This window comes from Streptomyces sp. NPDC031265, from assembly GCF_055570295.1.
Genome location: NZ_JBVIHM010000010.1, coordinates 132666 through 145260 on the forward strand (window position 1 = coordinate 132666; position 12595 = coordinate 145260).

At 71.9% G+C, this 12595-nt stretch carries 12 protein-coding genes and 2 pseudogenes; 9 read left to right on the plus strand and 5 right to left on the minus strand.

Features of this window, described 5'->3' with window-relative positions; all coding sequences use genetic code 11:
• Positions 1-115: 115 nt before the first annotated feature.
• Positions 116-949, plus strand: a complete 834-nt coding sequence (locus ACZ499_RS17720) for a helix-turn-helix transcriptional regulator (RefSeq protein WP_468405962.1) — start codon at positions 116-118, stop codon at positions 947-949.
• 27 nt (positions 950-976) lie between these two features.
• On the opposite strand, the gene ACZ499_RS17725 is transcribed toward ACZ499_RS17720, so the two are convergent.
• From ACZ499_RS17725 to ACZ499_RS17740, 4 genes and pseudogenes are all read right to left on the minus strand, one after another.
• The gene (locus tag ACZ499_RS17725; protein WP_468675969.1) at positions 977-1138 is read right to left on the minus strand and encodes a hypothetical protein; all 162 of its coding nucleotides are present in this window, start codon (positions 1136-1138) and stop codon (positions 977-979) included.
• A 57-nt stretch (positions 1139-1195) separates the two neighbouring features.
• Entirely contained in the window at positions 1196-1945 is a 750-nt protein-coding gene (locus ACZ499_RS17730; RefSeq protein ID WP_468675970.1) for a hypothetical protein, read from the minus strand.
• Positions 1942-2292, minus strand: a complete 351-nt coding sequence (locus ACZ499_RS17735; protein ID WP_468675973.1) for a PadR family transcriptional regulator — start codon at positions 2290-2292, stop codon at positions 1942-1944. The genes ACZ499_RS17730 and ACZ499_RS17735 overlap by 4 nt, the downstream gene beginning before the upstream one ends.
• A 116-nt stretch (positions 2293-2408) precedes the next feature.
• A pseudogene (locus tag ACZ499_RS17740) lies at positions 2409-2537 on the minus strand (NADP-dependent oxidoreductase); the annotation flags it as partial.
• A gap of 2 nt (positions 2538-2539) precedes the next feature.
• Between ACZ499_RS17740 and ACZ499_RS17745 the strand changes: the two are divergent.
• Together ACZ499_RS17745 and ACZ499_RS17750 are read left to right on the plus strand one after the other, a co-directional pair.
• Positions 2540-3040: pseudogene (locus ACZ499_RS17745) on the plus strand (LysR substrate-binding domain-containing protein); the annotation flags it as partial.
• A gap of 142 nt (positions 3041-3182) precedes the next feature.
• Positions 3183-3323, plus strand: a complete 141-nt coding sequence (locus tag ACZ499_RS17750) for a hypothetical protein (RefSeq protein ID WP_385544293.1) — start codon at positions 3183-3185, stop codon at positions 3321-3323.
• A gap of 122 nt (positions 3324-3445) precedes the next feature.
• Here the strand turns inward: ACZ499_RS17750 and ACZ499_RS17755 are convergent, their stop codons facing one another.
• Positions 3446-5026, minus strand: coding sequence for a purple acid phosphatase family protein (locus ACZ499_RS17755; RefSeq protein WP_468675975.1), 1581 nt, complete (start codon positions 5024-5026; stop codon positions 3446-3448).
• A gap of 243 nt (positions 5027-5269) precedes the next feature.
• Here ACZ499_RS17755 and ACZ499_RS17760 point away from each other — a divergent pair, with 243 nt between their 5' ends.
• The 6 genes from ACZ499_RS17760 (at position 5270) to ACZ499_RS17785 (ending at position 12565) form a co-directional block, all read left to right on the plus strand.
• The gene (locus tag ACZ499_RS17760; protein WP_067161675.1) at positions 5270-6310 is read left to right on the plus strand and encodes a 3-isopropylmalate dehydrogenase; all 1041 of its coding nucleotides are present in this window, start codon (positions 5270-5272) and stop codon (positions 6308-6310) included.
• A 251-nt stretch (positions 6311-6561) separates the two neighbouring features.
• Positions 6562-7647: a branched-chain amino acid aminotransferase gene (locus ACZ499_RS17765; protein WP_385544285.1), complete on the plus strand. Its 1086-nt coding sequence runs from the start codon at positions 6562-6564 to the stop codon at positions 7645-7647.
• Between the two features lie 761 nt (positions 7648-8408).
• Entirely contained in the window at positions 8409-9131 is a 723-nt protein-coding gene (gene ureA, locus ACZ499_RS17770) for an urease subunit gamma (protein ID WP_468675978.1), read from the plus strand.
• Positions 9128-10861 (plus strand): urease subunit alpha, encoded by a 1734-nt coding sequence (locus ACZ499_RS17775; RefSeq protein WP_468675980.1) that lies wholly within the window; start codon positions 9128-9130, stop codon positions 10859-10861. The genes ureA and ACZ499_RS17775 overlap by 4 nt, the downstream gene beginning before the upstream one ends.
• A gap of 11 nt (positions 10862-10872) precedes the next feature.
• A complete protein-coding gene (locus ACZ499_RS17780) occupies positions 10873-11922 on the plus strand; it encodes an agmatine deiminase family protein (RefSeq protein WP_468675982.1) in 1050 nt (349 codons plus the stop codon).
• A 25-nt stretch (positions 11923-11947) separates the two neighbouring features.
• On the plus strand, positions 11948-12565 hold the full coding sequence (locus tag ACZ499_RS17785) for a TetR/AcrR family transcriptional regulator (protein WP_468675984.1): 618 nt from the start codon (positions 11948-11950) through the stop codon (positions 12563-12565).
• The last annotated feature ends 30 nt before the right edge of the window (positions 12566-12595 follow it).

Consider the following 12595-nt stretch of genomic DNA (forward strand, 5'->3'; position numbering starts at 1 on the left):
CCTCTCGGTTGCCTGGCCCAAGCCTGGCGCCAAGTGGCCGACGGCGGGAGGGACGTCTCCATCCAGGGAGCGGGACTCCCTGGATACCCGCCGTGGTCACCGTCATGCTGAGGGCGTGGACAGAGAAGAACTCGCGGACTTCCTGCGGCACTGCCGGGCCCGTCTCGAACCGTCGGACGTCGGCCTCGCGGCCGGGCCCCGGCGGCGGACGGCCGGGCTGCGCAGGGAAGAGGTCGCCCAGCTCACCGGGATGTCGGCGGACTACTACACCCGACTGGAGCAGGCCCGCGGCTCGCGCCCGTCCCGGCAGATGCTGACCGCGCTGGCGCGGGCGCTGAGGCTCAGCCGGGACGGGCGCGATCACCTCTTCCACCTCGCCGGCGAGGAGCCCCCGCGCGAGCGGCACGGCTCGGTCCATGTGCGCCCCGGCCTGATGCTGATCCTCGACCGGCTGCACGACGCGCCCGCACAGGTGATGAGCGACTGGGGCGAGGTGCTCGCCCAGAACGCGATGGCGGCCGCCCTGGTCGGCGAGTCCGCACCCGGCCGGAACATCATCCGCGGCTACTTCACCGAGGCGTCGCTGCGCCGCCTCTTCCCGCCCGAGGACCAGGCCGAGCACGCGCGCAGCCACGTCGCCCAGCTGCGGGCGGTGCTCGCGGCCCGCCCGGACGACCCGGAGCCGGCGGCGCTGGTGGCCGAACTGCGCGCGGTGAGCGAGGAGTTCTCGGCGCTCTGGGACGAGCACGAGGTGGAGACGCGGCACGCCAAGGTGAAGCGGTTCGTCCACCCGGTGGTCGGCCTCCTGGAGCTGGACTGCGAGGTGCTGCTGAGCTCCGGCGAGGGCCAGTTCCTGGTGGTGCACTCGGCCCGCCCGGGCACGGAGGCCCACCAGCGCCTGGAACTGCTGCGGGTGGTGGGCCTCCAGGACCTGACGGTCGGCCGCTGACGGACGACACCTGTCAGGTATCGGATATCAGCCGCTGACCGACGCCGAGCCGGTCTCGATGTGGCCGGTGCAGCGCCACGACCACGTCGGGTCGACGACCGTGATCGTGTAGCCGTACCGGCCGTTCTGGTACGCCACCGCGTTGAAGTGGCCCCGGGTCGAGCCGCCCGCCGGGCTCGACGCGCACATTGCGCTCCCCTGCCGCTCACGCGTCCTCGAACGCGCACACTGCGCTCGCCCTGCCGCTCACGCGTCCTCGACGCCCTGCGCGACCTCCCGCTTGACCCGCTGCCAGCCGAGGGCCAGGCCCACCGGGGCGGCGACCGCCGCGCCGATCAGCGCCGGGTAGATCACGGGTTCGCCCCCGTAGTGGACCGCGGCGGCGGTCACCGTCCCCGAGACGAGCCCCGCGGCCACCATCTGCTTGAGCTTTCCCCGGTACCTGTTGCTGAGGAAGAGCTGCTTGGCGGGCGGCGCCACCAGCTCGTCGAGCCTGGCCGCGGGCCCGGCGCTCGCGGCCTTGGGGCGCTTGAAGTACATGAAGAACATCCAGTGCCCGCACGGCTCCCAGCCGTCCGGGGCGAGCCCGGCCGTGACCGACTCGCGCTCGGCCGCGTTGTTCGCGCTCTCGCGCCGGTACTCCCACCGCATCGCCGCCGCCGGGTCGCGGCGGCAGACGAACCGGCCGAGCCGGTCCAGGCCCTCGACCTCCCAGCCCTGGTCGCCGTAGTGGTTGAGGTGCTTGCGGTCGGTGTAGATGTCGGCGGTCCACTTCCAGGTCTCCGCCTCCGCGCCCGGCTCCTCGGCCGCCCGGCCCCCCGTGAGCCGGGCCGCGAAGTCCTCCGGCGCGCCGAACTCCTCGTAGGGGTCGGCGGATCCGGACTCCGCCAGATAGCCGGTGAGCTCGGCGACGGTCGCCGACACCTCGCTCCGCGGCATCCCTGAGGCGCGCAGCTTCCCGGCGAGATCCCCGAAGTAGTCGTTCTGCTCGCTCATGACGCTCGTCCCCCTGGTGTCGCGTTGGTCAGCATGGTCTGTACGGCGGTGTGGAACTCCAGCCAGGACGCGCCCTGTTCGGCGAGCGCCCGGTGTCCCTCGTCGGTGAGCCGGTAGTACCGGCGGCCCGGCCCGCGCTCGGCGGCGCGGAACTCCCCGACGGCGAGCCCGGCCTCTTCGAGCCGGTTCAGGACGGGGTAGAGCGTCCCGCCCTTGATCTCTCCGAGCCCGGCCGCGGCCAGGGTCTTGGAGATCTCGTACCCGTAGCTCTCGCCCCCGGTGAGACAGGTGAGGACGAGGAGGTCGAGGACGCCTTTGAGCCAACTGGATCTGCGGTCTGCGGCCATACGTGTATTCCAGCACTAGCTAGGTAGGAATGCAAACTAGGTGGCAATGTTTGGATAGGTTGCAGTGCCGACAAGGTGGGCCGGAGAGGTGCTGGGGGGCGCGCGGGCTCGGCCGCGAGCCGGCCCGCGCCGAGCAGCCGCGCGATCCGGCCCGCCGCCGTGCCGACGCCGCCCGCGGCCGCCGAGACGAACAGGTCCTGGCCGGGCAGCAGTTCGAGGGTGCGGGTGAGTGCCACGTACGCGGTCGGGGCGCGCGGACCTCGGCATCGCGACGATCGGCACGAGCTCGCCGGTGCCGCCGGGGCTGGTCGGTGACGTCCTCCTGGAGGAGGGGTATTCGCTGGTCCCCTCCTCGGGGCAGCCGGCGCCGCGCTCGCTGCCGCTGGTCGACTGGATGGAGAACTGCTCCTCGTACACCCGGGAGTGGTGGGCCGAGCAGGACTGGATCCCGGCGGCCACGGTGCAGGCCGAGGATGACTGAGCGGTGCTCTCGATGGTGAGCAGTGGTTTCGGTATGGCGATCATGCCGGAGCTGTCGCCGATCGGAGCACCGCACACGGTCGAGATCACTGATCTCGGTTCGGAGCGCCCGACGCGGTCCGTGGGCTATGTGACCACGCCCGAGCTGGCCGGGACGGCCGCGGTCCGTGCCCTCATCCGGGAGCCGCGCGCTGCGCCGCTGAAGCCGCCGTCTCAGATAGTAGGAAGTCCGAGTAATCGTGGAGACAGAAGCGGAGTCCTCCCTTAGCTTTGTAGAAGCCGAACGTCTCGCTAGATCCAGCGAATGGCGGTCGCGAGCGCGGTGCCCCTTGGCAGGCAACCCCTGCGGCAGCGCTCCCCGCCCCTTCCGGCGCCTCGATATCTCCGTGATCTCAAGGAGTCGATCCCTCATGTCCGAGACGACGACCGTCCGCCGTGTCCGCCACGCTTCCCGTACGAGTGATGCCGACCGCAAGAACGCCGCCGCCGCGCTTCAGCGCGCGCTTGACCGCCGTGACAATGGTGGGGCCACCGGCCACGTGACCGGGTAGATCGGCGCGCTTGCGGGTGCGGGCCCGCTGTGGCTGGTCGCGCCCGCGCGGCGGAGCCGCACCATGTCACAGCCCCGCGCCCCTTGGTGGTCCGGGGTGCGGGGGTTGCCCGGCTTCGCCGCTCACTTGCCGCGCTTGATCTCGAAGTAGTCGACTCTCGCGCCCGACTCGGCCAGGGCCGTCACCGTCATGCGGGCGTGGCGGCCCGCCTCCACCCGCACCGCGAGGAACGAGTAGCCGGTGAAGCGCACCCGGGACCACTCCACGGTCTCGGTCGCCTTCTCGCGGCCCTTCACCCAGTGGTAGCTCGCGACGCTCTCCTGGTCCTTGACGTGGCCCTCGTAACTGTCGGGGGCCGGGAAGTCGTAGAGCCCGCGGCCCGCGCCGCCGGCCGTGACGTACACGATGCCGTCCCGCGTCGGGTCGGTGCGCTCGCCGATCGGGACCCTGCGGCCCACCGCGTTGCGCAGGATCGCGTCGGTGCGCTCGTACACGTGGTTGTGGCCGTTGATGACCAGGTCCACCTGGTGCTTCTCGAAGAGCGGTACCCAGGCCTCGCGCACCCCGCCCTCGGAGGCGTGCGCGTTGGTGGTCGAGAAGGCGCAGTGGTGGAAGAAGACCACGATGAAGTCGATGTGGCGGTCGGCGCGCAGCTCGGCAAGACGCTTGTCGAGCCACTGCGTCTGCTTGCCGCCGCTGATCCCGTAGTTGGCGGGGATCTCGTACGAGACGTCGTTGGCGTCCAGTGCGACCACGCCCACGTTGCCGTGCACGAACGAGTACACGCCGGGCTGGTTGACCGGGTCCGGGCCGTTGTCCGGCAGCGACCAGCGGGCGTTCTGGCCGCCGTAGCCGTCCGGCGAGTACCAGGCCTCCATGTCGTGGTTGCCGGTGGTCACCATCCACGGCACGGTCTTGGCGACCGACTCCGTCTGGGCCAGGAACTGGTCCCAGGTGCGCGCGTCGTAGCTGTCGCCCGACGTGCCCGAGCCGGACGGGTCGGCGTAGCAGATGTCGCCCGCGTGCAGATGGAACGCCGGGTTCTGACCGAGGATCAGCTGGTCGTTGCCGAGCGCGTGGTAGCTGACGCCCTGGTCGCCGAAGGCGGTGAAGGTGAACGGCTCGGCGCGCTCGGGCGCGGTGGTGAAGGTGCCGAGCGTGCCCAGGTTGCGCGGGTCGGCCGGGTCGAAGCCGTCGTGGCCGACGCCGTAGTAGTACGTGGTGCCCGGCCGCAGCCGCTCCAGGCCCGCGTGCACGTAGTACTGCTCGGCCGCGGCGATCTTGCCGCCGTTCAGGACGGGCGTGGTGAGGTGGCGCACCTCGGCACCGATCCGGTGGCTGAGCGCCCACGGCTTGAGCCCGATCCGGATGTACGGCCGCCGCACCGCGAAGGGGACCTGCCAGGAGACCGTCATCCGGGTCCTGGCGTCCGCGCCGTACGCGAGGTGCCGCCCGAACGGGGCCACCAGAGAACCGTCGACCTCGGTGCCCGGGCCCCGCGAGATGAACACGGTCGGTGCGGCGTGGGCGGGCGACGACGTGGCGAGTCCGGTGCCCGCCCCGGCACCGGCGATCGCGGCGGTCGCCACGGAAGTACGCAGCACACCGCGCCGCGTCAGCCGCGTACGCAGGTACTCGTGCTGCTCGGCCATGCTCATGCGGCCGGCGAGCTTCTCGGGAATGCCGAAACGAGGGATGTCCATGGCCGGAAACGTCCTCTCCTGAGACGACGCGAATCCCACCGCTGGGTGAACGGGGCGCGCACAGCTCCCCATGCAACTCCCCGGAATCTCCCCGCACATCACCCCTGCCAGCCATTCGGCGGCAGCCCGGAGGGACTAGGAGCATGGCCCGCCCGTGCGCCCCGCCCGGCCGGGCGGGAAACCGCGCTGTCCGTATGGTGGACTCGACATGTCAACGCATGGGACGCGGAGTACGGTGCATTCATGTCTCGCAGCATCGATCTCGCAGTGATCCCCGGTGACGGCATCGGCCAGGAAGTGGTGGCCCAGGGCCTCAAGGTCCTCAATGCCGTCCTTCCAGCGGACGTGAAGCTGGAGACCAAGGAGTACGACCTCGGCGCCCGGCGCTGGCACCGCACCGGCGAAACCCTGCCGGACGCGGAGCTCGAAGCGCTCAGGACCCACGACGCGATCCTGCTCGGCGCCATCGGCGACCCGAGCGTCCCGTCCGGCGTCCTGGAGCGCGGTCTGCTGCTGAAGCTGCGCTTCGCCTTCGACCACTTCATCAACCTGCGCCCGTCGAAGCTGTTCCCCAACACCGCGACCCCGCTGGCCGGCCGCCCCGACATCGACTTCGTGGTGGTCCGCGAGGGCACCGAGGGCCCCTACACGGGCAACGGCGGCTCGCTGCGCACCGGCACCCCGGCCGAGGTCGCCACCGAGGTCAGCGTGAACACGGCGTACGGCGTGGAGCGCGTGGTGCGCGACGCGTTCGCCCGCGCCCAGGCGCGGCCGCGCAAGAAGCTGACCCTTGTCCACAAGAACAACGTGCTGGTCTTCGCCGGACACCTGTGGAAGAACATCTTCGACACGGTGGCGAAGGAGTACCCGGACGTCACCACCGACTATCTGCACGTCGACGCCGCGACGATCTTCTTCGTCACCCAGCCCGAGCGGTTCGACGTGATCGTCACCGACAACCTCTTCGGCGACATCCTCACCGACCTCGCCGCGGCCGTCACCGGCGGCATCGGCCTGGCCGCGTCCGGCAACATCAACCCGACCGGCGCGTTCCCCTCGATGTTCGAGCCGGTCCACGGCTCCGCGCCGGACATCGCGGGCCAGGGCAAGGCCGACCCGACAGCCACGGTCCTCTCCGTCGCCCTGCTCCTGCGCCACCTCGGTTACGAGGCCGAGGCGGCCCGGATCGAGGACGCCGTCCAGGCCGACCTGGCCGCACGGGACGGCTCCGCCCGTACCACCGACGAGATCGGCGACGCGCTCGCCGTACGCGTATCGGGCTGACCCGAGCGCTCTTCCTAGAAAGCCGCCGGGTCGCACCAGCACCCGGCGGCTTTTCCTGTACGGCCCCGGGGTGCCACCATCAGTCCCTGGGCCGCAATCACACCGTTTCTGTCATGGTCCCGCACGAGCGATAATCGAACGTGGGACCGCGGCATGCGGAAAAGCTCGGACGTCCTGGCTGAAGCTCCTGGCGGAAGCGAAGACGGCGTGAGCGCGGTCCGACCCACACAACCGGTGAAGGACACGCAACCATGACGACGCCCACGATCGAGCTCAAGCCCTCCGCGAACCCGCTGTCCGACGCGGAGCGTGACGCGATCCTGGAAAGCCCCGGATTCGGCCGCCACTTCACCGACCACATGGTGACGGTCAAGTGGACCGAGGGCCGCGGGTGGCACGACGCGGAGCTCACTCCGTACGCGCCGCTGTCGATGGACCCGGCGAACATGACGCTGCACTACGCGCAGACGATCTTCGAGGGTCTGAAGGCCTACCGTCAGCCCGACGGCACGGTGGCGACCTTCCGCCCCGAGGCCAACGCGGAGCGCTTCCGCTCCTCGGCCCGCCGTATGGCGATGCCCGAGGTGCCGACCGACCTGTTCATCGCCGCCTGCGACGCGCTGATCCAGCAGGACAAGGGCTGGGTCCCCTCCTCCGGCGAGGCCTCCCTCTACCTGCGCCCGTTCATGATCGCGAGCGAGGTCGGCCTTGGTGTTCGCCCCGCCAACGAATACCTCTTCATCGTCATCGCGTCCCCCGCCGGGGCCTACTTCCCCGGTGGCGTGAAGCCGGTCTCGGTGTGGCTCTCCGAGGAGTACGTGCGCGCGGTCAAGGGCGGTACGGGCGCGGCCAAGACCGGCGGCAACTACGCCGCGTCCCTGGTCGCCCAGGCCGAGGCGGCCGAGCACGGCTGCGACCAGGTGGTCTGGCTGGACGCGGTGGAGCACCGGTGGATCGAGGAGATGGGCGGGATGAACCTGTACTTCGTGTACGGGGACCGCATCGTGACCCCCGAGCTGACGGGCTCGCTGCTGCCGGGCATCACCCGCGACTCCCTTCTGAAGATCGCCCGGGACCTCGGCTACACGGCGGAGGAGGGGCGGATCTCCACGGAGGACTGGAAGCGGGACAACGAGGCGGGGACGCTGACCGAGGTGTTCGCGTGCGGCACGGCTGCGGTGATCACGCCGGTGGGGTCGGTGAAGTCCGCTCGGGCGAACTGGACGCAGGGGGATGGGGAGCCGGGGTCTGTGACGATGCGCCTGCGCAAGGCGCTCCTCGACCTCCAGACGGGCCGGACGCCGGATACGCATGGCTGGATGCACCCCCTGGGCTGACCCCGGTTTTGCCCCACCCCGCCCCTTCACCTAGACCCTCCGGGGGTGGGGGAGGGGTCGGGGTGGGTGGGCTTACCCGGGGGCGCCCCCGGACCCCGGGCGGGGCCTGCGGCCCCTGCACCCCGCTCACGGGGGGCTGCGCCCCTGATATCCCCGCTGGGGCTGCGTCCCCGATACCCCCGCTGGGGCTGCGCCCCCGCCCCCGCTGCGTCCCCGATACCCCCGCTGGGGCTGCGCCCCCGCCCCCGCTGCGTCCCCGATACCCCCGCCGGGGCTGCGTCCCCGCCCCCGCTTCGGGGCTCCGCCCCGGACCCCGCTCCTCAAACTCCCCCAAGGACTTCGTCCAGGGGACCCCCAGGGGCTGAATTCGCGCCGCCGGGGCTGGATTTGGCCGGACCCCCTTCTGCCTTGAGGGGCGCGGGGAACTGCGCGAGCAACCACAACCGAACCCGCAGACGAACACCGGGCCGAAAAGGGGCGCGGGGAACTGCGCGACCAGCCCCCACCGCTCCGCCTCCGGGATGGTGTCGACTCCGCGCTGTTCTATCGGCATGGGCTGCCCCTGACCTTCGGGTGGATGGGATGCGCCTCGATGGCTCAACGGACCGGCTCAGCGACTGACTCAATGGCTGGAATTCGGCGTTCTGCTGTTTGAGTGACGTTCAATGTGTGGCATCGTGGCGCAGCCGTCAATCCCCTGGACCCATGACAGACCTCAATATGTGTGGTTAGAGTGGTGTTCAAACAGGAGGTGTGGTGGCGTGCGACTGACCCCCACGGAACGCGACCGGCTGCTGCTCTTCGGCGCCGCCGAGCTCGCGCGGGCCCGCCGGGCCCGAGGGCTGAGACTGAATGTCCCCGAGGCGACCGCGCTGATCGCGGACACCGTCTGCGAGGCGGCCAGGGACGGGCGCAGGCTCGCCGAGGCGATCGAGGCGGCCCGCGCGGTGCTCGGCCCCGACGACGTCCTGCCGGGCGTCGCGGACGTGGTCGCCGAGGTGCACGTCGAGGCCGTCTTCGACGACGGTTCGCGGCTCGCCGTGGTCCCGGCGCCCATCCGGGGCGCCGCCGGGCTCGGCGAGGACGCGCCCGGCGCCGTGCTGCCCGGGCCCGACGGCCCCGGGCCGGAGCCCGCCGTCCGGCTCACCGTGCGCAACACGGCGGCCGTCCCGGTCAGCGTGACCTCGCACTTCCACTTCTTCGAGGCCAACCCGCGCCTCGACTTCGACCGGGCCGCCGCGTACGGGATGCGGCTGTGCGTCCCCGCCGGGTCCTCGGTCCGGTTCGACCCGGGCGGCGAGGGCGAGGTCGGGCTCGTGCCGATCGGCGGCGCCCGGATCGCCATCGGCTTCGCCGGGCTCGTCGACGGGCCCCTCGACGCGCCCGGCGCCAAGGAGGAGGCCCTGCGCAGGGCCGCCGCCTGCGGCTATCTGGGCACGGGCGCCGCCCCCGGACCCGCTCACCCGGAAGGGGCCACCGCATGAGCAAGCAGACCCGGCACAGCGGCCACTGCGCGCCCGGCAGCCGGCACATCGACCCGCAGGAGTACGCGGCCGTCTTCGGGCCCCGTGCGGGCGACCGGATCCGGCTCGGCGACTCGGGCCTGACCGTCCGCGTCGAGTCGGACGCCCAGCGGCCCGGCGACGAGTTCCTCGCCGGGTTCGGCAAGACCGCCCGGGACGGGCTGCACCTGAAGGCCGCCGCCGTCCGCGACACCTGTGACCTCGTGATCAGCAACGTCGTGGTGATCGACGCCGTGCAGGGCATCCGCAAGGTGTCCATCGGTATCCGCGAGGGCCGTATCCACGCCGTCGGGCGGGCCGGGAACCCGGACACCCTCGACGCCGTGGACGTCGTCGTCGGCACTGGGACCAGCATCGTCTCCGGCGAGGGGCTCATCGCCACCGCCGGCGCCGTGGACACCCACGTCCATCTGCTGTCGCCGCGCATCATGGAGGCCTCGCTCTCCTCCGGCGTCACCACGATCATCGGCCAGGAGTTCGGCCCGGTGTGGGGCGTCGGCGTCAACTCGCCCTGGGCGCTGCGCAACGCCTTCGCCGCCTTCGACGCCTGGCCCGTCAACATCGGCTTCCTGGGCCGGGGTTCGTCCTCCGACGGCGCCCCGCTGGTGGAGGCGCTCGCCGAGGGCGGCGCCTGCGGCTTCAAGGTGCACGAGGACATGGGCGCGCACACCCGCGCCCTGGACACGGCGCTGCGCGTCGCCGAGGAGCACGACGTACAGGTGGCGCTGCACAGCGACGGCCTGAACGAGTGCCTGTCCGTCGAGGACACCCTGCGCGTCCTCGACGGCCGTACGATCCACGCCTTCCACATCGAGGGCTGCGGCGGCGGCCACGTCCCCAACGTGCTGAAGATGGCGGGCGTGCCCAACGTCATCGGCTCGTCCACCAACCCGACCCTGCCGTTCGGCCGGGACGCGGTCGCCGAGCACTACGGGATGATCGTCTCCGTACACGGCCTCAAGCCGGACCTGCCCGGCGACGCCGCCATGGCGCGCGACCGCATCCGGGCCGGGACGATGGGCGCCGAGGACGTACTGCACGACCTGGGCGCGATCGGCATCACCTCGTCCGACGCCCAGGGCATGGGCCGCGCGGGCGAGACCGTACGGCGCACCTTCGCCATGGCCGGGAAGATGAAGGCCGAGCTCGGGCCCCTGGAGGGCGACGGGGACGGCGACGACAACGCGCGCGTGCTGCGCTACATCGCCAAGCTGACCATCAACCCGGCCCTCGCCCACGGCCTGGCGCACGAGATCGGCTCCATCGAGGTCGGCAAGATGGCCGACATCGTGCTGTGGCGGCCCGCCTACTTCGACGCCAAGCCGCAGTTGGTGCTCAAGTCCGGCTTCCCCGCCTGGGGCGTCACGGGCGATCCGAACGCGGCCACCGAGACCTGCGAACCGCTGCTCCTCGGCCCGCTCTTCGGCGCCCACGGCGCGACCCCCGCAGAGCTCTCCGTCGCCTTCGTGGCCCGCGCCGCCCTCGACCAGGGAAGCGATCTGATGCCCACCCGCCGGCGCCGGGTCGCCGTGCGCGGCACCCGGGGCATCGGCCCCGCCGACCTGGTGTTCAACTCCCGCACCGGAGCCGTGGACGTGGACGGCCGCACCGGTCTGGTCACCCTGGACGGCGACCCGCTGCGCTCCGGGCCCGCCGACTCCGTCTCCCTGAACCGCCTCTACTTCCTGTAAGGACCCGCCTGATGTCCGCTTCCGCCGACGGCTTCCGCATGCCCCCCGAATGGGCCCCGCACGAGCGCACCTGGATGGCGTGGCCCGGCCCCAACGTCACCTTCCCCAACGAGGCCGAGCTCGCCGGATCCCGGGCCGCCTGGGCGTCCGTCGCCCGCGCCGTGCGCCGCTTCGAGCCGGTCACCGTCGTCTGCGGCCCCGGCCAGAGCGCGGCGGCGGCCGCCCTGCTCGGCCCGGACATCGACCTCGTGGAGCGCGAGCTCGACGACGCCTGGATGCGCGACATCGGCCCCACCTTCCTGACCGACGGCACCGAACTCGCCGCGGTGGACTGGACGTTCAACGGCTGGGGTGCCCAGGACTGGGCCCGCTGGGAGCACGACGCCAAGATCGGCGCGTACGTCTCGGACCTGGCCGGGGCGCGTACGTACACCTCGCGCCTGGTCAACGAGGGCGGGGCGGTCCACGTCGACGGCGAGGGCACGGTCCTGCTCACCGAGTCCGTGCAGCTCGGGCCCGAGCGCAACCCCGGCTGGACCCGTGAGCAGGTCGAGGCGGAGGTCCACGGGATGCTCGGCACCCGCAAGGCGATATGGCTGCCGCGCGGCCTGACCGCCGACTATCCCCCGCACGGCTACGGCACGCTGGGCCACGTCGACATCGTCGCCGCGTTCGCCCGTCCCGGAGTGGTCGTCGCCCACACGCAGCCGGACCCGGCCCACCCCGACCACGAGGTGTGCAGGGAGAACGTGGCGCTGCTGCGGAGCCAGACCGACGCCAGGGGCCGCGGCATCGAGGTCGTGGAGATCCCCGCCCCGACCGTCCTCACCGACGACCACGGCTGGGTCGACTACTCCTACATCAACCACTACCTCTGCAACGGCGGCGTCGTCCTGTGCGGCTTCGACGACCCGAGGGACGAGAACGCGGCGGGCATCTTCCGCCGTCTCTTCCCCGAGCGGACCGTGACCCTCGTCGACGCACGTACGATCTTCGCGGGGGGCGGTGGCATCCACTGCATCACCCAGCAGCAGCCCAGGGTGCGATCCGCCGGGGTGTGATCCGGGGGGAACCAGGAGGAGTGACATGGCCGGTCCGGCCCGCGCGCGGAAGAACGCGCCGCCGCGCGAGGAGGTGCTGGCCGCCGCCATGGCCACGATCGCGGACCGCGGTCTGGACGGTCTGACCATGGCCGGGCTGGGCCGCGAGGTCGGCATGTCCAGCGGCCACCTCCTCTACTACTTCCGCAGCAAGGACGAACTGCTCCTTGAGACCCTGGAGTGGAGCGAGGGCCGGCTCGGCGGCGAGCGCCGGGCCCTCCTCTCCCGGCCGGGCACGGTCCGCGAACGCCTCGACGCCTACGTCGACCTGTACGTGCCGGACGGCCCCCGCGATCCGCACTGGATCCTGTGGCTGGAGGTCTGGAACCGCTCGCAGAACGCCGACGGCGACGCCCGTGCCCGCCAGGCCGCCATCGAGGGCGCCTGGCACCGCGACCTGGTCGCGATCATCGCCGAGGGCGTCTCGCGCGGCGAGTTCCGCCCGGTCGACGCCGACCGCTTCGCGGCCCGCCTGCGGGCGCTGCTCGACGGCTTCAGTGTGCATGTGGCGGTCGGCATGCCCGGCACGGGACGGCCCCAAGTCCTCGACCACGTACGGGAGTTCGTGGGCGAGTCGCTCGCCCGACCGCTGACGGACGGTTGACCGGGCGCTGACCGGGGTCTGAACACAACG

What these genes read in the sequence shown, in the direction of transcription:
- ACZ499_RS17725 (WP_468675969.1), bottom strand. Translation starts at nt 1,138, where the DNA reads ATGTGCGCGTCGAGCCCGGCGGGCGGCTCGACCCGGGGCCACTTCAAC.
- ACZ499_RS17730 (WP_468675970.1), bottom strand. Translation starts at nt 1,945, where the DNA reads ATGAGCGAGCAGAACGACTACTTCGGGGATCTCGCCGGGAAGCTGCGC.
- ACZ499_RS17735 (WP_468675973.1), bottom strand. Translation starts at nt 2,292, where the DNA reads ATGGCCGCAGACCGCAGATCCAGTTGGCTCAAAGGCGTCCTCGACCTC.
- ACZ499_RS17750 (WP_385544293.1), top strand. Translation starts at nt 3,183, where the DNA reads ATGTCCGAGACGACGACCGTCCGCCGTGTCCGCCACGCTTCCCGTACG.
- ACZ499_RS17755 (WP_468675975.1), bottom strand. Translation starts at nt 5,026, where the DNA reads ATGGACATCCCTCGTTTCGGCATTCCCGAGAAGCTCGCCGGCCGCATG.
- ACZ499_RS17760 (WP_067161675.1), top strand. Translation starts at nt 5,270, where the DNA reads ATGTCTCGCAGCATCGATCTCGCAGTGATCCCCGGTGACGGCATCGGC.
- ACZ499_RS17765 (WP_385544285.1), top strand. Translation starts at nt 6,562, where the DNA reads ATGACGACGCCCACGATCGAGCTCAAGCCCTCCGCGAACCCGCTGTCC.
- ACZ499_RS17775 (WP_468675980.1), top strand. Translation starts at nt 9,128, where the DNA reads ATGAGCAAGCAGACCCGGCACAGCGGCCACTGCGCGCCCGGCAGCCGG.
- ACZ499_RS17780 (WP_468675982.1), top strand. Translation starts at nt 10,873, where the DNA reads ATGTCCGCTTCCGCCGACGGCTTCCGCATGCCCCCCGAATGGGCCCCG.
- ACZ499_RS17785 (WP_468675984.1), top strand. Translation starts at nt 11,948, where the DNA reads ATGGCCGGTCCGGCCCGCGCGCGGAAGAACGCGCCGCCGCGCGAGGAG.